This is a genomic window from Rhodococcus sp. ACS1, assembly GCF_002300155.1.
GTDB lineage: Bacteria > Actinomycetota > Actinomycetes > Mycobacteriales > Mycobacteriaceae > Rhodococcus_F > Rhodococcus_F koreensis.
Map to the genome: position 1 here is coordinate 286,851 of NZ_NSDZ01000004.1, position 18,094 is coordinate 304,944.

An 18,094-nucleotide genomic window follows, 5' to 3' on the forward strand; every position below is an offset into this window, starting at 1 on the left:
TCGAGAGAAACGAGAATCGGATGACCCTCACATCTCCGGCACAGGCCGTCGTAGTCCCCGCGACACATGCGCGCTCTTGGCTTCTGGTCGCGGGCTCGCGCCCGGAAGAGTTCGCCGAAGCCACGAACTCGGCGGCCGACGCAGTCATCTTCGACCTCGAGGACGGCGTCGTTCCGGCCTCGAAAACGCTGGCCCGCGACCATGTGGCCGGCTTCCTCGCCGGTGGGGGTGCCGGGTGGGTGCGCATCAACAATGTCACCACCGCGGACTGGGCCGCTGATCTGGACGCGATTCGCGGGCTCCCCGGCCTCCACGGCGTGATGCTCGCCAAGACCGAATCCGCGGACCACGTCGACCGCACGGCCGCCGAGCTGCCGCAGACGCCGATCCTCGCCCTGGTCGAATCGGCGCGGGGCGTCGAGTTCGCCTTCGACATCGCCTCGGCGGACTCGACGACCCGAATAGCGTTCGGCACCGGCGACTTCCGCCGGGACACCGGCGCCGGCGATGCGCCCGACGCATTGGCGTACGCGCGGGGGCGACTCGTCGTCGCCAGCCGCGCCGCCGGGATCTCCGGTCCCATCGACGGCCCGTGCCTGACAGGCGAACCCGATCTCACCGACGCCCTGGCCGTCACCAGGACGATGGGCATGACCGGCAAGCTCTGCATGCGTGCCGGTGACACGGCGACCGTCAATCGTGAACTGTCCCCGCAACACACCGACGTGGCATGGGCCACCGAGGTCATCGCACAACTCGGCGCACAGGGCGAGAACGTCGCCGACGGTAGCGACCTCCCCAAACTCGCTCGCGCCTTGCGAATCACCCACCTGGCCGACGTCTTCTCGGTGTCGGCCTGAGATTGTCGTCCGTCGACTCCGACCAGTCCCGGTCGCGGGTGTAGAGCAGTTCCGCAGCGCGCACGGCGAGCCAGAGCTCGGACAGTGAATTGGTGTCCGCCAGGTCGCGGGACGTCAGCGCCTCGACCTTGCGGATGCGGTACATGACGGTCTGCCGGTGAATGTGCATCGCCTGCGCGGTCTGCTGCCACGACCGCTGGTTCTGCAGGAACGCGTCGAGTGTTTCGACGAGTCTCGAGTTGTGCTGTTCGTCGTAGTCCAGAACCGGCCGCAGGATCCTGTCCACCAGGGTTTGTGCGTCGGCCACGCTCGACAGCCCGACCCACGGGACGGCGCTGCCGTATCGGGAAACGATCGTCTCGCGTCGTTCGGCGATCGACAGTGCCCACAGGGCCTCCCGGGCCGCATCCTGAAAACGTGCGAGGGACCCGAGGGTTCGGCTGATGCCGATGCGGGCGGTTGGGCCCAGCGCGCGGGACAGCACGGAGTCGGTGTCCGGGCCGTCCGGCACCAGGACGTGCGCGGTACCCATGCGCACCAGGCACAGATACGGAAGGGTGTGCCGCCACAGCGAATTGTGCAGTTCGAGCATCCGTTCCGGCTCTTCGCTGCGCGCCGCCACCAACACGGCGGACTCGGGTTTCAAGCCGAGATCGGCGAGCTGGGCGGTGACCCCGGCGATGTCCATGCGTCCTTCGAGCATCTGGGTGAGAAGCCCTGAACCGTAACGGCGTTCGTGTTCGAGCATCAACTGTGTCTGCGACAGTTCGATGGCGACCACGGTGGCAGCGTGCTGGAGTTGGATCGGGTCGACGCCGACCCGTGGATCGCTCAGCGTGACGAGTGCGGCGCCCGCGTGGCGGGGGATGTCGGTGAGCATCGCCGCCCGGTCGCCGATCGACGGAAGTCCGTACGCGCCGCCCGCCACGTTCTTCGACGCCTCGGACAACGCCACCACGGCGTCGCTGATCGTCGGGTCCAGCGGGGTCGTGCCCGGAAACCAGGGCTCCCCGGTGGCGCGGTCGCACACCTGAATCTCGCAACCCAGTTCGCGCGCGAGTGCAGACAGAAGGTCGGCGGGCGCGGCGCCGCGGGCGGTGTGCCTGCGGATCAGGTCGTAGATCCGGACGGTGCGAGCGAGGCGATGCGACTGATCGACGAGCGTGGCCTCCGCCACCGACCGGGAGATGGCGACGAAGGGGAGTGGGTACCGGATCCACAGGACCGGAAACCCCAGCTCGTCGCTGGTGCGGGTGAATGCCGCCGTCAGGCGCGGGCAGTACATGTTCTCGCCGATGCCCAGCCCGGCTACTCCGGCGTCCGCGAGGTGCCGGACCAGGTCGGCCTGCTCCTTCGCCGACTTCGGGAACGACATGCCGTTGGTCATCAGGAACTCGCCGCCGGTGACCCATCGCCACGGTTCGGGCAGGTCGGAGGTGTGGGTCCAGGTGACCTCGCGACCGAGACCGGACGCCCCGGAATACACCTCCAGGCGCAGGTGCGGGATCTCCACCAGCTCACCGACGGTGACAGTCACGGAGCCTCCTCTGCGTCAATGCCCAATCGCGTTTGTGCGATCGAATAAAGCGTAACCACTGGTTTTGCGCATTGGCTACTCGTGCTGCGCCGGAACGGCCAGGCAGTCTGTGTTGGACGTCACAACCGGCAGCACCCGCACTTGATCCAGTCCAGGAGCCCCAATGACTAGTACCGGTCATCTCATAGACGATGCACCGTTGACCTCCTTCCACAAGAAGCTGACAGCGTTCTCCTCCGGCGGGCCGTTCATCGACGGCTTCGCGTTGTCGATCATCGGCGTCGCGCTGATCACCCTCGAACCGGCCATGGATCTCAGTGCCACCGAGATCGGTCTCATCGGAGCGGCCAGTCTGGTCGGTATCTTCGTCGGCGGCGGTGTGTTCGGGTACGTGACGGACAAGATCGGCCGGCACGTCATGTACATCGCCGACCTCGTCGCGCTCGCCGTGTTCTCCGTCCTCTCCGCGTTCTGCGGTGAGGCCTGGCAGGTCATCCTGCTGCGGTTCCTGCTGGGTGTCGCCATCGGCGCCGACTATCCGATCGCCACGTCGCTGCTCGCCGAGTTCCTGCCGAAACGGCAGCGTGGCCGACTGCTGGGTGCCATGTTCGTGGTGTGGGCCGTCGGCGCCGCGGCCGCGTACGTGGTCGGTTTCTTCGCGAGAGGCCTCGGACCCGACGCGTGGCGCTTCCTGCTGGCGAGCCCGGCGATCTTCGCGATCATCACGCTGCTCGCCCGGATGGGCACCCCGGAGTCTCCCCGCTGGCTGATGAGCAAGGGGCGGATGGCGGAGGCCGACGCGTCCATCAAACGCGTCTTCGGCGAGCAGTACGGCGTCGCCGACCTTCCCGAGGAACCCGTCGTCAGCACGTCCTTCTTCCGGGTCTTCCAGAAGCCCTACCTGCGACGCACCATCTTCGTGGCGATCTTCTGGACGGCCCAGGTGATCCCGCTGTTCGCGGTGTACACGTTCGCCCCCGACCTTCTCGAGTCCTTCGGGCTGTACGGCGACGCCAACCTGTACGGCGGCTCGCTCCTCATCGCGATCCTGTTCGTGGTCGGCGGCATCCCCGGACTGTGGCTGGTCGAGAAGATCGGCCGCCGGAAGTTGCTGATCGGGTCGTTCGCGATCATCGTCGTCGCACTCGCCGTGCCCGCGCTGATTCCCGACGTCTCGGCGAAGATCTTCTTCCTCGCACTCGCGGTGTTCGCCATCAGCTCGGGTGCCTCGAGCTTCCTCGAGGTGGTCTACCCGAACGAGTTGTTCCCCACCGAGGTTCGGGCCACCGCGGTCGGTATGGGCACGGCAATCAGCCGCATCGGCTCTGCCGCAGGGACCTATCTGATGCCGATGGCGCTGGTGACGTTCGGAGCCAGCGGGGCGTTGATGATCGGCGCGGTGGTCACCCTGGTCGGTCTCGTCGCCTCCATTTTCCTCGCACCGGAGACCCGCGGCGCGTCGCTGTCGGACACCGCGTCGAAAACCGAGTCGGAAGAAGTAGAGAAGTCCGCCGAACCTGACCCGGCGCCCGTGACCCGCGCCTGACCTGACAAGAACCTTCCCGAGTACAGGAGAGACAGCCATGCCCCAGCCCAGAGAATCCCTCGTCGGTGCACTGCCCGCAACCCAGGTTCCCCGCTACGCCGGCAAGGGCACGTTCGCCCGGATCGCCGACATCCACGAGGTCGACGACTACGACATCGCGATCCTCGGTGTCCCCTTCGACGGCGGCACGTCGTACCGGCCCGGCGCCCGGTTCGGCCCGATGGCCGTCCGGCAGGCGGCGCGTGCGCTGCGCCCCGGCTATCACGTCGAACTCGGCGTCGCACCGCTCGAAGAAGTGCAGGTCGTCGACGCCGGTGACGTGACAGTGACGCCGTACGACATCGGCGAGGCCTGCCGGCAGATCGAGGCACACGCCTCCGAGATTCTCGGCGGCGGCGACCGCAAGATCGTCTCGATCGGCGGCGACCACACGATCGCCCTGCCGAACCTACGGGCGCTGCACGCCAAGCACGGACCGATTGCCCTGGTGCACTTCGACGCTCACCTCGACACCTGGGACACCTACTTCAGCGCACCGGTGACGCACGGGACGATCTTCCGGCGCGCGTTCGAAGAGGGTCTTCTGGTCGAGGACCACTCCATCCACGTCGGAATCCGCGGTCCGATCTACGACCAGGCCGACCTGAACGACGACGCGCGGATGGGATTCCGGATCATCCGCGCGGGCGATCTGGACGTGATGGGCATCGAGGCGGCCGTCGACGTGGTCCGCCGGCGCGTCGGGGACGTCCCGGTGTACGTGTCGATCGACATCGACGTCCTCGACCCCGCATTCGCCCCCGGAACCGGCACGCCGGAAGCAGGTGGCCTGACATCCCGCGAACTGCTCCGGATGCTGCGCCAGCTGACCGGGCTCAACGTCGTCGGCGCCGACGTCGTCGAGGTGGCCCCGGCCTATGATCACGCCGAAATCACCTGTGTCGCAGCCGCTACCGTGGTATTCGACCTCGTGTCGCTCATGGTCGCGGGTTCACAGCGCGACACCGTGTCCGCGGCGGCCGAAGCCATCGGCGCATCGGTGCCGAGTTACTGAGCGTCCCGAAGAGCGGCGCCCCGGAGACGGGGCGCCGCTTCGTGGCGTTGGTGCGGGGTGCACGGACGACCCCGGTGATCGTGCCCTTCTGCGACGGGTGGAGGATCGAAGGTGTTTCTGCGGGCCAGTTCTGGAACCACGATCACGCCGTTTGGCATGTCTCACGCACTGGGCTGGCCGGTCTTCTCTGCACCCATGCCTGAGAACCCCACTGAGTAACCGCCGTCCACGGGCATCACAACTCCAGTCATATAGGAGGATTCATCGCTTGCCAAGAACAGTGCTGCAGAGGCGATCTCATCAGATAGACCCCAACGATCCATAGGGATTCCGGCGACTCGGGATGTGCCTGGCGGCGGAGTTGGGAACAGTCGGGCGTGCGGCACAAGGCCCGTCCAGATCGTGCCGGGGCACACTGCATTCACGCGGATGTTGTCGTCGGCGTAGTCGAGTGCGGCGGCCTTCGTGAGCTGGTTGACGCCCGCCTTCGCCGCGCTGTACACGCCATGATGCTTCCAGCCGACGACCGCCGTTGCCGATGAGATATTGACAATCGATCCGCCGCCGGACTCCCGCATGGAAAGGATGCCGTACTTCATGCAGAAGAAGACCCCTCTGAGGTTGACTCCATGAACACGGTCCCAATTCTCTGTGGTCTGCTCGTGCAGTGGCATCAGTCCGCCGCCGAATCCCGCGTTGTTCACAAGGATGTCGATCCGGCCGTATTCTTCCTCGGCCGTCGCGATGAATCGTCGAACATCCGCTTCCTCACTGACATCTGCTTGAACCCCGACGGCCGCGGTACCGATCTCGTCGGCGACGTCGATGCCATTCCGGCTGATGCTTACGCAGACGACCTTCGCTCCTTCGCTGGCGAATCGATGTGCCATGGCCTTTCCGATGCCCGAACCCGCGCCGGTGATGACTGCGACCCTGTCCTCTAAACGCATTCGCATTTTCCCTCCTGCGCTGCGGACTTCGCCGGTGCGCATGTTGACTTCATCGGTCATTCCACAGCGACGTCCGCATCTCGTCGCTCATTGTTCGACGGAGGCTTTTCTCGACCTGAGAGTCGGCGAACCACCCTCAATCGGGCTTGCTCGTCATCTCTTCCGTGTTCATGGCCTCAGAACAGCGTCTCCGGCACGTGCGTCGCTCGGCAGGTTTAATGTATCGTCCGGTCGAAAATTCCGCTAGATTGCGGCCGTGGTGAATGTGAAAGGGTCCGAAGTGTCAGTGGGCGGAGGACATCTCGCTTCACTCCAGCCTGGGGTACCGCTCCGGCAGTGGGGATTTGCCGGTAGGTGCCTGGGTCTGCCGGCAGAACCCGTATCGCATGGGGCATTCGCGGGCGGATGCGGACGTGCTGCTCGTCTCTTCACTCGGGCTCGAGGCCAGCCAACACGAGGCGGACGTGTTCACGGACGGCATCGTCATCGAGCGGCCTGTGGCCGACGACAAGGCGGAAGTAGAGGGGTGCATAGAGCAAGTCGAGTACGACATCAGGGTCGGCAGGTCGGATCTGTCCGGCGTCGATAGCTGCGCGCACAATATCCAGCCCGTGGCGTCGCCGTTCGTTGATGTAGCCGTCGCGGAAGGCATGCGCAATCTCGGGATCGAACTGTCCCGCGGCGATAAGGGCGGCCATCGCGGTGCCTGTGGCGCCGCGGAAGGACTCGGCCATCTGCAGCAGTCGGTCCTCGACCTGATCGAGTTGGAAGTTGTCCGGGTACGGCAACACGTCCCCCGATTCGCGAAGAAAGGCCGACATTATGACCGCGGCTCGGTTCGGCCACCACTTGTAGATGGTTACCTTACTGACGCCGGCTTTCGCGGCGATGGCCTCGACTGTCGCGGCCTCCAGGCCCTGCTCCAGTAGCAGCTGATAGGCCGCGTCGAGGATCGCTGCTTCGGCACGCGGACCGTTCTGGGTTCGCCGTGGGCGCGTGGTCCCAGGTTTGGTCGACTCGGCTTCTGTCGGAGTTGGCATAGGGGCACCTCACTGCATCGTCTGAACGCACAGTTCAGTTCAATTGTCCGCCCGCCACCGTAGACGGCCGGTCGTAGATCGTCTATTTGCTCGCGCGGCCCTGACCGGCTCATTGCATGAATGGCCGTCCGTCTGTCCGGATGCTTCTGTGCGCCTCTATCGCTGTTCTCCGCCTGTCGGGTGTTGACATAGAGCCATCCGCCTCCAACAATGAAGGCCACTGTTATGAACTGAACGTTCAGTTCTATTGTAAGTTCGGACAGACCTCCCGAAAGAAGAGCGCCAATGTCTACTGCCCCCGATCCGGAGTACTCCTCCTTCGAATTGCCAGTCACTCGAAGGGAAGACAACGGCCCGATCTCGGATGCAGAGCTCGCCGTCCGCTGCGACCTGGCCGCCGCTTACCGACTCTGTGCACTATTCGGCTGGGACGACCTGATCTACACCCACATCTCAGCTCGCGTACCAGGGCCGGAGCATCATTTCCTTGTCAACCCTCTCGGCCTCGGCTTCGACGAGGTCACCGCCTCGAACCTGGTCAAGATCGACCTCGACGGCAACGTCATCGGTGACAGTCCGCACCGGCCAAACGCTGCCGGCTTCGTCATCCACGGTGCGATCCACGGCGCGCGGGAAGACGCTCAGTGTGTGATGCACCTACACACTGAAGCGGGCATGGCCTTGTCCACCTTCGAGAACGGACTGCTGCCGCTAACCCAGCACGCGATGCGCTTCCACGGTCGTCTCGGATATCACGACTACGAAGGCATTGCGCTCAGCTCGGACGAGCAGCAGCGATTCATCACCGACCTCGGCGACAATATTGGTCTGATCCTGCGCAACCACGGCACCCTCACGGTTGGACGCAGTGTGGGACATGCGTTCACCGAAACCTACTATCTGGACAAGTCCGCTCGGACCCAGCTACTCGCACTGTCCACAGGCAGGCCCCTGATCATTCCTCCAACGGAGGTAATCGAACTGACCGTCCGGCAGTGGCTCAATGATCTCGGCACCTCCAACGACCGGGAATGGCCGTCTCTGCTGCGCAAGCTCGACCGCACCGACCCGTCCTACCGGGATTGAGGCGGGTGTTGTGAATCTCGAGGACAGAGTGCTGAACCCGATGGCGGGCACCGCAGGCGTCGGGCTTTCCGTGGCGCTTGCGAGTAACCGGCTGACCGGAGCCGACTCGTGAGAGGTCAGAGTCTCCGCCGAACGTTCAACGAGCACTGGGAAACTGCCGTCGCCGACCACGGCGACCAACCGTTCCTGGTGTTTCACGACGACACGGACACAACGACGTATTCATACCTCGACTTCGATCAGATCGTTGCAGAGACCGGGGGCACCCTCTGCCGGCACGGGGTCCGGCGAGGCTCTGCAGTACACGTCGCCCTGCGAAACAGTCCCGCGTTCGTGGCGCTCTGGCTCGCAACCGCGCGACTCGGTGCCTTCCTGGTGCCGGTTGACCCAGCCTCTGCAGTACGCGATATCGCCAGCCAGATTCGACGGACCCAACCCACGGTGGGGGTATGTGCCCGATCCCGGGCGGAGACGTACCGGGCTGGGGCACAGGGAATGGTCCCCACAATTCTCGAGATGGACGAAACGACCTCCGACGTATCGCCTGATGGGCCACTTGTCGCTGACCAACCGGTCACCGTGGCAACCTGTGACATCGCACTATTCGATCGACTCGCGGTGATGTTCACGTCAGGCACAACCTCCGAGCCGAAGGGCGTAAGCCTCACCCAGGAGAACTACAGCACGGTCGGAGAAGTCATGGCTGCTGCCGTCGGTCTCCGTCCAGAGCACCGCTGGCTGGTGGCACTGCCGCTCTTCCACGCCAACGCTCAGTACTACTGTTTTGCCCCTGCCATCGTGACCGGAGCGAGTGTCGCACTGACCCGAACCTTCTCGGCCTCACGCTGGGTTCATCAAGCACACGAATTGGGGGCCACCCACGCCAGCCTGTTCGCCGCACCCATTCGTATGATTCTCGCTCGATGCGGCATCGATCGTCCGCCACTGCATCTCGAACACGTGTGGTTCGCCCAGAGCCTCGGCCGTGAGCACTATGAGCATTTCGCCGAGCTCGTGGGTTGCCGTCCTCGCCAGCTCTACGGCATGACGGAGACGGTTGCCGCGGTGACCGGCGACACCAGTGTCCCCTTGCGTCATGACGTCATCGGGGAACCGTTAGGCAGTCGTGTGGTGGACGTTGTCGATGCCGAAGATGGCCAACCGACTCCACCCGGCACGCCGGGAAAGCTCCGCGTACGGGGAGTGCGGGGTTCTGACCTCTTTCAGTGCTATTTGGACGACCAGGAGACGACGAACCGCGCCTTCACCGATCTCCCGGACGGCACGAGCTGGTTCGACACCGGCGACCTCGTGGTAGCCGATCCGGACAGCGGTATGTACCGATTCGTGGGTCGTGCCGACGACGTCATCAAGGTATCTGGCGAAAACGTCAGTCTTACCGAGGTGGAGTCAATAGTCGCGCAGGCGCCGGGAGTATTGGAGGCCGCCGTGATCGCGCAACCAGACCCCATCCGCGATCATGTTCCTGTGGCGTACGTGGTGCCGCGGGACAGCACGCAACCACCAGATGTCGATGCCCTGGAACAATGGGCGATCGGCAACTTGGCGCCTGCAGCGAGGCCGCGATCGTGGCACGTCATCGATGAACTCCCACGCACCAGTGTCGGCAAGGTTCGGCGGTTCCGAATTGCCGTGGGCACTGCGAGTGTTCATCCGGTTGTCGACCTCGTGGGGCGGACACCTGACCGTTGAGGAAGCTTCTGGACAGTGGGTGCCCGAGACAGTTTGTGGCACAACCCATGTCGTGGGAACATTCTTGGGTGAGAGTTACCGTCATTGGTGTCGGCCGGATAGGCGAGGCACTCGTAGCAGGACTGTGTCGAGCGGGGATGCCCGCCGAATCGATCACCGTCATCGGCCGCAGCGTGGAACGAACATTCGATGTCGCGCATCGGCACGGGGTCCGAGTGGCCGATCTGCACGCTCTTCCCGACAAATGTGACGTTCTGGTCGTGGCGGTGAAGCCGCAGCAGATCGAGGAGGTGTTGACCGACCTCGGTTCGGCGTTGCGCGAATCGGCCCTTCGCCCGGTCGTGTTGTCGGTGGTGGCCGGGGTGACCACCGAGCGGATCGAGCAATTTCTTCCCTCCGTGGTGCCGGTGGTACGTGCGATGCCGAACACGCCGATGATGCTGGGCGCCGCGGTCACCGCGATCGCGCGTGGCGTCGCGGCAACCGAACACGATTTGAGGCTTGTCGAGTCCGTGCTGGAATCGGTCGGTGAGGTACTGCGCGTTTCCGAGGACCAGCTCGATGCCGTCACCGCAGTCTCCGGATCGGGTCCTGCGTACGTGTTCCTCGTCGCGGAGATGATGATCGACGCCGCAATGGCACTGGGACTGGACCGGGATACGGCAGGCCGGTTGGTGACCGGAACGTTGGCCGGTTCAGCCGCGATGCTAGGTATCGGTGATGTCGACCTGGTCGAATTACGGGCAGCCGTGACATCGCCTGCGGGGACAACTGCCGCGGCGTTGGAGGTCTTCGAAGGATCCGAGATTCGACGGACTTTTCAGGAAGCACTGACAGCTGCACGTGACCGTTCCATCGCATTGTCCGACATGGTGCGACCGCCCCTGATTCGGATCTCTGTCGACCAGAACTGAGTGACGGGAGCGGCGCACCATCGCGGGCGCCGCCCTATGAGCCCCGCATACGATTCTCCTGATCCGGTGCGCATTTGTTACTGATGCGGCACGTCACTCGTCCCGTTCAGTTCGCGCGGGCCAAGGAAGTCTTGCTCTCCCCGACAACTTTGCGGGCGGGCGTACGAATGAGCAGCGCGAGAAGTAGAGCGGCAAGGCTGCATACGCCGATGAGAGCGAAGACCTGCAGATAGGCGCTTTCCGTGCTGAAGTTTGTTCCCGGAACGACGGACATGCTCAGAATCATCGTGGAGATCGAGGTTCCGATCCCGGCGAAGGCTTGGCGGGCAACCGCGTTGACGCCGGTGGCTTCGCTGGTGTTCTCCGCCGGAACGGCTTCGACGACGAGGTTCGGCAGCGACGAGAGTATGAATGACGTGGCCATCGTCAGGAACAACGCAGCGACGATCATGCCCGCGACGGTCGTATGAAGCACCGAGAGGGCGACCGCCCCGAGCATGGCGAAAACGGTGCCGATAATCAACGCTCGCCGGGACCCAGCACGTGCAGACACCCAACCGCTGACCGGTGAGAACAGGAACCCCACGATTGCCGTGCAGAATGCCAGCGCACCCGCTGCGGTTGGGCTGAGACCCAGACCGACGGGCGCGGTTGTCGGATTCTGCATGATGAGCGGGAGAAGGAAACCCGTCGAACCCATCGTGCCGATCGCAAGAAAGGCGGTCGCAAACATCGTCAGCATGAGATTCCGATGGAAGAACAGACGTAAATTGATCATCGGAGAGTCGATACGAAGCTCCCACCAAGCCCACAGCCCGAACAATGCGATTCCGGCGAGGATGGTACCGATCGTCCGGCTGTCCATCCACGTCCACGACTTGGAGTTGGTAATACCGAAAAGCACCAATGCAATTGCCGGCGCGAACAGTACGGCGCCGATCCAATCGATGCGCGCGACCTGTGCGACGACCGTCGATCGGGGGAGTGCTGTGCAAGCCGCTGCCGCGAGCAGGGCGACCCCCGTGGCGGCGATGAAGATGTAGTGCCAATCCAATGTGTCGATCAGCGCGCCGGCGATGATGTTTCCGGATGCGCCGGCGAGCATTGCGCTCCCCGCGATTACCGCCACTGCTACTGGGACGCGTTCCTTCGGGAGGTACTCGCGTGCGAGCCCAAAGCACAACGGCAGGATCCCTCCAGCCACGCCTTGAACCGCTCGACCGACGATAACCCCGATGAGCGTTCCTGTTGACACGCTGATGATCGACCCAATTGCCGAGATCAGCAGCAGGAGGATCAGCATTCGGCGGCGTCCGTAGATGTCACCGAGTCTTCCGCATACGGCTGCGGAGGCGGCGGCGGTGAGCAGGAACGCGGTCAACACCCAGCTGACATCAGCAGGAGAGGCGTCGAACGCCGTCATCAACCGCGGAAGTGCGGTGAACATCATCGTCGATTCGAATCCGCTGACTATGTCTGCGAAGAGAAGGATTCCGATGATGACCGAAAGTGGTCGTAGCGGCCGAACGCTGTCGCTGACTTCTGAAGACATCGATACTGACTCTCTCGGACATGCCGGTCACTCTCTTGGATGGACCGGTCGACGACCATGCGGGGACGAAGTGGGTCGAGTAACAAGCAAAGGCAATTGAACGTGTGTGACGGAGGCAACATTAGACCAATCGGTCGAAATATGCAATGAGGCGCCTGACCTCGGAAAATGCCGGGATCTTTGACCCTTGCGCGGGCGTCGGTCGAGTGGCTCGTTGCGTTCGGTGGGTGTGCGGTGGTGACCGAGTTGATTCGACCGTTTCTGCTGCGTCACCCGACTCCCGACGCACGCCCGAACGAGTCTCCAATATATCAGGTCATTCTGATATATTGGAGACTCTTCGGCACTTCTGCCATGCACCTGCGGACGAACGCGTACATCGAAGCCCCAAAGCTGGAAGGACCCTCATGAACTCGCGAGCATTGTCTGATCTGGGCTCAGATCCGAGTATTACCGAAGCCAAACTATTCAAGGATGCAATGGCTTCTTTTCCGAGTGGCGTGACAATCGTGACGACTGTGGACGACCGAGGAGAATGGTGGGGATTTACGGCGTCGTCGTTTTGCTCCGTATCAATGGATCCGCCCCTCGTCCTCTCCTGTCTCGCCAAGACAGCGCAATGTCATACCGCATTCGAGAAAGCATCTCGCTGGAACGTTCACATCATCCATGATCAACAGCAGGATATTGCGGGTCGGTTTGCAACTCGAGGTGCGGACAAATTTGCAGGCGGCACATTTCAGGCCGACCGACACGGAATACCGGCCCTCCCTGACGCGAGCGTTCTCCTCAGGTGCGTGGCTCATGCAAAGTCCGACGGCGGAGACCACACGATTTTGATTGGAAGAGTGGAGGATACTCAACTCAGCCCCCGGGTTCCGACAGTCTACTTCCGCCGGGCGTTCCACGGATTTTCCGACACCTTCGCGTGAGGTAGTCGGGAAGACCCGCCCCGGCCGGCCGCCGACCGGGGCGACGTCACCGCATCCGGTCGATCGTCAAACGCTTCTGGACGACCTCGGCCCAAGGGCATCCAGTTCGTGACTTCGTGTCGTCGAAGACGGATACACGGTGTTGGTGGCCGGCCGGCAGCGACCCGAACTCATGCTGGGTCGGCGAACACTATATTGTTCCCGCCGCCTTGAGTTTTGCGATCTCATCGGCTTCAAGGCCAAGCCATGATGTGTAGATTGTCTCCGTGTCGGCTCCCAGGTCGCGCCCTAGGTGCTCCACCCTGCCCGGCGTCGCCGACAAGCGAGGTACTGGTCCTTGCACCTGCATGCTGCCCAGGTCGGAATCTGATACGCGGACAAACGTTCCGCGGGCCATGTGATGCTCATCATCGAGCAGTTGCTGTGCGTTATACACCGGTGCCACGGCAACCTGCTCGCGACTGAAGGTCTCCATGACCTCGTCAAATGTGCGGGCCTCTACCCAGTTCGCGACCATTTCATCGATCTCATCGGCGTGTTCGAGCCGCATCTGCGGGTCCGCGAACTCCGGTACGTCGACCAGTTCGGGTCGCCCGATCGCCTTGTAGACGCGCAGCGCGATCGAGGGTGCACTGCCCGACATGACAATCCATCGGTCATCTTTGGTTCGATAGGTGTTGCGCGGAACGGTGATCGACCACCGATTGCCTTGGCGTGTGGTATTGATTCCGAGTTGATCGTAGGTGAGAACGGACTGCTCGAGCAGTCGCGCGAGGGGCTCGACGAGGTTTACGTCTATCTTCTGTCCACCTCCACCTCGAAGGTCGCGGTGATAGAGCGCAATCATGGTGGCGTAGACAGCGTTGAGAGAGGCGACACCGTCTGCGAGCATGAAGGAGGGGAGAGTCGGCGGGCCTCCGGCTTCACCGGTGGTGTACGCGAAACCGCTCATTGCTTCGCCGAGGGTTCCGAAGCCAGGACGGTCGCTGTCGGGGCCACCCTCGCCGAACGCCGTGATGTGTAGATAAATTAGATGCGGGTGAGTGTGGCGCATCGACTCGTAGTCGAGTCCCCACTTCTCGAGTGTGCTCGGCCTTGTGTTGAAGATAATTACGTCCGCCTCGGCGGCCAGGTCTCGTATCAGCTGTTGCCCTTCGGCGGTACGCAGGTTGGCGGTGGCAGTCTTCTTGTTGCGTGCGACGCTCTTCCACATGAGGCCGATACCGTCCTTGCGGACTCCCCATGCGCGAAGTGCGTCCCCACCTTGGGGTTCTTCGATTTTGACCACTTCCGCGCCGAACTCCGCGAGGTAAGTCGCGACCAATGGCGCTGCGGCGAGCGACGCTGCGTCGATCACGCGAAGGCCCTCGAGCGCCTTCGTGTTGTTCGAGTTCTCAACCATGATTCTCCTCTACATGCGAACGGTGCCCCGAGTGTCGGTCGGTTGGTCTGGACCGACCTGACGCGCACCGTCTGTGACGTGGTCAGTCAACGTTGTTGACGCTATTGAAGTCGATCGGAAATCAGAGATGGGCACACCCCGTGCTCTCGGAAATTACTTCAGCAGCCCTGCGACGACGCCGCAATCGTGGAGTTTTCCGATCTCATGGTCGGCCAAACCGAGTACGTCGGTGAGGATTTCGTCCGTGTGCTCGCCCAGTTGGGGGGCGCGACGTGCGGGGAGTCGTCCCGATTCGGCGAAGTTGAGGGGAGAGGCCGGCATCGGGTACGTTCCGACGCCGGGGTGCTCCACCGGAGAAAACATCGTATTCGCCGACGACAGACGACGATCGTCGAGGAGTTCGGTGAAGGTTTGATAGGGCCCCCAGGCCACTTGCCGCTCGTTCAGGATTCTGGCGACCTCGGGCAGTGTTCGCTGCGCGAACCACGGCCGGAGGCATTCGGCGATTCGTTCGCGAGCGACATAGCGACCCGTCTCCGTTTCAAGGTCGACACCGCTTTCGCGCTCGATGTCGTCGCAGCGATCCGTGAGGCCGGTGGCATCGCGCAAGGCTGACCACTGTCGGCCGGTAAGCCCGACAACCATCACATGGCGACCGTCGGCCGTGCGGAACGGCGCTCCGAACGCGCCGTACAGGTAATTGCCGTCCTTGTCTGTCCCGCTGTTTCCGCCTAGTGCGGCTTGCCCGAGCCGGCCGAGATTGCCGACCATGGCGAAGGCAACATCGGACAGTGAAGCATTGATGAGTTGGCCTTCGCCGGTGCGTGTGCGGTGTCGTTCCCCGGCGAGCAGGCCTACCGCCGCGAGAGTGCCGAGCGCGATGTCCCAAGCGGGTAGGACGCTGTTGACGGGGGCGTCGTAGTCTTTGGCGCCTGTGACGGACGGGAATCCTGTGGCGGGATTGACGGTGTAGTCCACTTCGCTGCTGCCATCGCCGTTGCCGGTCAATACCACCATGATCAAGTCGGCGCGCTCTGCGCGTAGTCGGTCGTAGTCGAGCCAGCCTCGGGCTGGGAAATTTGTCAGGAAGATTCCGCCGCTATCACCGGGCGCCGTGACGAGTGCCCGGACGAGCTCGCGGCCCGCGTCTGAGCGTAGATCGATCTGGATTGACCGCTTACCTTTGTTGAGACCGGCCCAGAACAGGCTGTGGCCGCCCTCTGTGACCGGCCAGCGGTGGTAGTCCAAGCCGCCGCCGATTTGGTCGAATCGGATGACGTCCGCACCCATCTGCGCCAGTGTCATACCACCGAGAGGCGCGGCTACGAAGGCCGAACCTTCGATAATCCGCATCCCGGCGAGTACGCCTGCGGTCATGTCATTACTCCCACGATGCGCCAGTCGAGAACGTCCACCGGCGCGTTCCCATCAGGCTGCACCTTGTGTACGACCGAACGCAGGTCGACCAAGCGGCCGACCTCGCCGAGTGGTTCGACGTCTTCGACCTCGATTGTGCTGAAAACTGTGTCGTTCTCGTAGACCGGGGCAAGGTGGTCGCAGCTTTGCCATCCAACGATGGCGGCCAAACCAGGCAGTGTCTTCGACAACTGAGCCGAGGCAAGACCGATCGTGTGGCCACCGTAGACCAGTCGCTGAGACCCCGCCGCACGGTAGTCGTGGTGGACAGATGCGAGATTGAGAGTCAAGCGCGCCAACTCCGGGGCGGAGGTGACCACGTCTCCGTATTTCACTGTCCATCGATCACGGACCGACACCGGTGTAGTCGTCGGCAGGAGCGACAGGCGCCAGTCTGCGGTCAGGTCTCGCAGCACCTGGCGATCAAGGCCCGAACTGATGGCTGACAAATCATCCTGGTGGTTGGTCGTGATGTGTGCGGCACTCATCGGGATCATCGCGCAGCGTGAAAAGTCGAGAACAACACGGTTTTCCTGATCGACGGTCTTGATGCGTAGCGCCATCATCCCGGTGGGATGACGGTCTTCACGGCGCTTGTTTTCACGAAGTGCAATGACCTCGGTCTCTGTATAGAGGGTGTCGCCAATTTCGGGCAGTCGTCGCAGGGCCAACCCGCGATAGAACAAATTTGCCTTGGCACGTTGACTGAAGTGCGTCGACTGTCCGATTGCGACGTCCCACACGAGGGCGGGGTTGGCTATCTGTCCTCGTGCTCCGGTCACTCTGCCGGCGAGGTGCGCGTCGAGGGCGAGCGGCACCCGGTCACCGAGTATCGCTTGGTGGGTGGCCGCAAGTCCCGTAGTCAACGTCAGTCCGGGCGACTTGGCACGTTGCCCGATCGCGAGGTCGTCGAAGTATGGGCCTTCCCGCCGCCGGTGACTCTCGGGTGTGGCGTGCACGATTGATTCAGTTGATGACACAGTTCTCCCTCACGGCGTGTGATCGGTCGATGATGGCCAGGTTCCTGGTACGGAGCGGGTCGGTCAGACGCTCGATGGGGTGGCGCAGTCGATCTCGGTGGCGAGTTCGTGTAGCCGGAGAATGCGATGGGCATCTCGAACGTGCAGACCCTCGACCATGCGACCGTCAACGACTAGGACACTCTCACCTGCCTCACGGGCCTTGTCGTAGGCGGTGATGATCGCTCGTGCGCGGTCGACTTCCGGCCGGCTCGGTGCAAAAGCTGCGTTAGCCGGTGCGAGCTGAGACGGATGAATCACCGTCTTTCCGTCGAAGCCCATCGCTCGGCCTTGGCGTGCCTCGTTCGCGAATCCCGCGTCGTCTTCGATGCTGTTGAAGACCCCGTCGAGGATGGTTTTACCCGCAGACTTCGCCGCCAGCACCGCCAGAGACAGAGCGGCCATGATGGGGGATCGCCCTGGCACGTGCAGCGCGTGGATGTCGTTGATCAGATCATTGGTGCCGATCACGAGCACGTCTAGTCGCTTGCTGGCAGCTGCGATCTCCTCGGCGTGCAGGAATGCGGCCGGTGTCTCGACCATCACCCAGAGTTGCAGGTGTTCTGGCGCTCCGGCGGCGCCGAGTGCATCCGCGAGTAGACGAACTTCCGCAGCTGAATTCACTTTCGGGATGAGAATGCCGTGGGCACGTGATGACGCAACCGCGCGGAGGTCGTCACCATGCCAGTCGGTGCCCAGGCCGTTGATACGGACGACGAGCTCTCTGGGGTCGTAGGCGCCGGAGTCGATCAGCTCGCATACACGTTTCCGTGCCGATGCTTTGGCCTCGGGGCCTACTGCGTCTTCGAGATCGAATATGAGCACGTCAGCCGGCAGTTTCTTGGCTTTGTCGAGGACCCGTGGATTGTCCCCGGGTACGTAGAGGGCTGAGCGTCGGGGACGTGAGCGGGTGGTCACAGGTTGCTCCTGTCGTACGGAATCGAGAGTAGGGATGCCGTGTCATGCCGTGGCCCACGCTTCATGGTTGACGTGACGCGGCAGACTCGAATATATTCGATTGTATCCAAAACGTCCGGTGAAGCAAGCATCCACGGATGCGCGAGTGGTTGCCC

Annotated in this window: 15 protein-coding genes; 7 read left to right on the top strand and 8 right to left on the bottom strand. The window is 63.1% G+C overall.

Annotation, left to right across the window (positions count from 1 at the left end; all coding sequences use genetic code 11):
• Window positions 1-20: 20 nt before the first annotated feature.
• Window positions 21-860, top strand: a complete 840-nt coding sequence (locus tag CJ179_RS13655) for a CoA ester lyase (RefSeq protein WP_095861895.1) — start codon at window positions 21-23, stop codon at window positions 858-860.
• On the opposite strand, the gene CJ179_RS13660 is transcribed toward CJ179_RS13655, so the two are convergent.
• Complete coding sequence (locus tag CJ179_RS13660) at window positions 823-2,397, bottom strand: PucR family transcriptional regulator (RefSeq protein WP_095861896.1); 1,575 nt, start codon at window positions 2,395-2,397, stop codon at window positions 823-825. The two genes, CJ179_RS13655 and CJ179_RS13660, sit on opposite strands and share 38 nt — an antisense overlap.
• Window positions 2,398-2,560: 163 nt before the next feature.
• Between CJ179_RS13660 and CJ179_RS13665 the strand changes: the two genes are divergently transcribed.
• On the top strand, window positions 2,561-3,943 hold the full coding sequence (locus CJ179_RS13665) for an MFS transporter (protein ID WP_095861897.1): 1,383 nt from the start codon (window positions 2,561-2,563) through the stop codon (window positions 3,941-3,943).
• Window positions 3,944-3,980: 37 nt separating this feature from the next.
• Window positions 3,981-4,997, top strand: a complete 1,017-nt coding sequence (speB, locus tag CJ179_RS13670) for an agmatinase (protein WP_095861898.1) — start codon at window positions 3,981-3,983, stop codon at window positions 4,995-4,997.
• Window positions 4,998-5,158: 161 nt separating this feature from the next.
• On the opposite strand, the gene CJ179_RS13675 is transcribed toward speB, so the two are convergent.
• Together CJ179_RS13675 and CJ179_RS13680 are read right to left on the bottom strand one after the other, a co-directional pair.
• Entirely contained in the window at window positions 5,159-6,007 is an 849-nt protein-coding gene (locus tag CJ179_RS13675; RefSeq protein ID WP_257015490.1) for an SDR family NAD(P)-dependent oxidoreductase, read from the bottom strand.
• A 368-nt stretch (window positions 6,008-6,375) separates the two neighbouring features.
• Window positions 6,376-6,987 (bottom strand): TetR/AcrR family transcriptional regulator, encoded by a 612-nt coding sequence (locus CJ179_RS13680; RefSeq protein WP_095861899.1) that lies wholly within the window; start codon window positions 6,985-6,987, stop codon window positions 6,376-6,378.
• A gap of 285 nt (window positions 6,988-7,272) precedes the next feature.
• On the opposite strand from CJ179_RS13680, the gene CJ179_RS13685 reads away from it, so the two are divergent.
• The 3 genes from CJ179_RS13685 (at window position 7,273) to proC (ending at window position 10,700) form a co-directional block, all read left to right on the top strand.
• Entirely contained in the window at window positions 7,273-8,073 is an 801-nt protein-coding gene (locus CJ179_RS13685; RefSeq protein WP_095861900.1) for a class II aldolase/adducin family protein, read from the top strand.
• A gap of 108 nt (window positions 8,074-8,181) precedes the next feature.
• The gene (locus CJ179_RS13690) at window positions 8,182-9,786 is read left to right on the top strand and encodes a class I adenylate-forming enzyme family protein (RefSeq protein WP_095861901.1); all 1,605 of its coding nucleotides are present in this window, start codon (window positions 8,182-8,184) and stop codon (window positions 9,784-9,786) included.
• A 47-nt stretch (window positions 9,787-9,833) separates the two neighbouring features.
• Complete coding sequence (gene proC, locus CJ179_RS13695) at window positions 9,834-10,700, top strand: pyrroline-5-carboxylate reductase (protein ID WP_095861902.1); 867 nt, start codon at window positions 9,834-9,836, stop codon at window positions 10,698-10,700.
• A gap of 106 nt (window positions 10,701-10,806) precedes the next feature.
• Here proC and CJ179_RS13700 read toward each other — a convergent pair whose 3' ends face one another.
• On the bottom strand, window positions 10,807-12,252 hold the full coding sequence (locus tag CJ179_RS13700; RefSeq protein ID WP_095861903.1) for an MFS transporter: 1,446 nt from the start codon (window positions 12,250-12,252) through the stop codon (window positions 10,807-10,809).
• A 407-nt stretch (window positions 12,253-12,659) separates the two neighbouring features.
• On the opposite strand from CJ179_RS13700, the gene CJ179_RS13705 reads away from it, so the two are divergent.
• Complete coding sequence (locus CJ179_RS13705; protein ID WP_095861904.1) at window positions 12,660-13,184, top strand: flavin reductase family protein; 525 nt, start codon at window positions 12,660-12,662, stop codon at window positions 13,182-13,184.
• A gap of 190 nt (window positions 13,185-13,374) precedes the next feature.
• Here CJ179_RS13705 and CJ179_RS13710 read toward each other — a convergent pair whose 3' ends face one another.
• The 4 genes from CJ179_RS13710 to CJ179_RS13725 all read right to left on the bottom strand — a co-directional run bounded on the left by CJ179_RS13710 (window position 13,375) and on the right by CJ179_RS13725 (window position 17,939).
• Window positions 13,375-14,586 (bottom strand): CaiB/BaiF CoA-transferase family protein, encoded by a 1,212-nt coding sequence (locus CJ179_RS13710; protein ID WP_095861905.1) that lies wholly within the window; start codon window positions 14,584-14,586, stop codon window positions 13,375-13,377.
• A 153-nt stretch (window positions 14,587-14,739) separates the two neighbouring features.
• Window positions 14,740-15,963: a CoA transferase gene (locus tag CJ179_RS13715; RefSeq protein WP_095861906.1), complete on the bottom strand. Its 1,224-nt coding sequence runs from the start codon at window positions 15,961-15,963 to the stop codon at window positions 14,740-14,742.
• Complete coding sequence (locus CJ179_RS13720) at window positions 15,960-16,982, bottom strand: MaoC family dehydratase (RefSeq protein WP_257015491.1); 1,023 nt, start codon at window positions 16,980-16,982, stop codon at window positions 15,960-15,962. The genes CJ179_RS13715 and CJ179_RS13720 overlap by 4 nt, the downstream gene beginning before the upstream one ends.
• Window positions 16,983-17,045: 63 nt before the next feature.
• Complete coding sequence (locus CJ179_RS13725; RefSeq protein WP_095861908.1) at window positions 17,046-17,939, bottom strand: CoA ester lyase; 894 nt, start codon at window positions 17,937-17,939, stop codon at window positions 17,046-17,048.
• Window positions 17,940-18,094: the final 155 nt, after the last annotated feature.

Bases quoted from the DNA above. Each gene is read 5' to 3' on its own strand.
- CJ179_RS13655 (WP_095861895.1), top strand. From the start codon at position 21: ATGACCCTCACATCTCCGGCACAGGCCGTCGTAGTCCCCGCGACACAT.
- CJ179_RS13665 (WP_095861897.1), top strand. From the start codon at position 2,561: ATGACTAGTACCGGTCATCTCATAGACGATGCACCGTTGACCTCCTTC.
- speB (WP_095861898.1), top strand. From the start codon at position 3,981: ATGCCCCAGCCCAGAGAATCCCTCGTCGGTGCACTGCCCGCAACCCAG.
- CJ179_RS13675 (WP_257015490.1), bottom strand. From the start codon at position 6,007: ATGACCGATGAAGTCAACATGCGCACCGGCGAAGTCCGCAGCGCAGGA.
- CJ179_RS13680 (WP_095861899.1), bottom strand. From the start codon at position 6,987: ATGCCAACTCCGACAGAAGCCGAGTCGACCAAACCTGGGACCACGCGC.
- CJ179_RS13685 (WP_095861900.1), top strand. From the start codon at position 7,273: ATGTCTACTGCCCCCGATCCGGAGTACTCCTCCTTCGAATTGCCAGTC.
- proC (WP_095861902.1), top strand. From the start codon at position 9,834: ATGTCGTGGGAACATTCTTGGGTGAGAGTTACCGTCATTGGTGTCGGC.
- CJ179_RS13700 (WP_095861903.1), bottom strand. From the start codon at position 12,252: ATGTCTTCAGAAGTCAGCGACAGCGTTCGGCCGCTACGACCACTTTCG.
- CJ179_RS13705 (WP_095861904.1), top strand. From the start codon at position 12,660: ATGAACTCGCGAGCATTGTCTGATCTGGGCTCAGATCCGAGTATTACC.
- CJ179_RS13710 (WP_095861905.1), bottom strand. From the start codon at position 14,586: ATGGTTGAGAACTCGAACAACACGAAGGCGCTCGAGGGCCTTCGCGTG.
- CJ179_RS13715 (WP_095861906.1), bottom strand. From the start codon at position 15,963: ATGACCGCAGGCGTACTCGCCGGGATGCGGATTATCGAAGGTTCGGCC.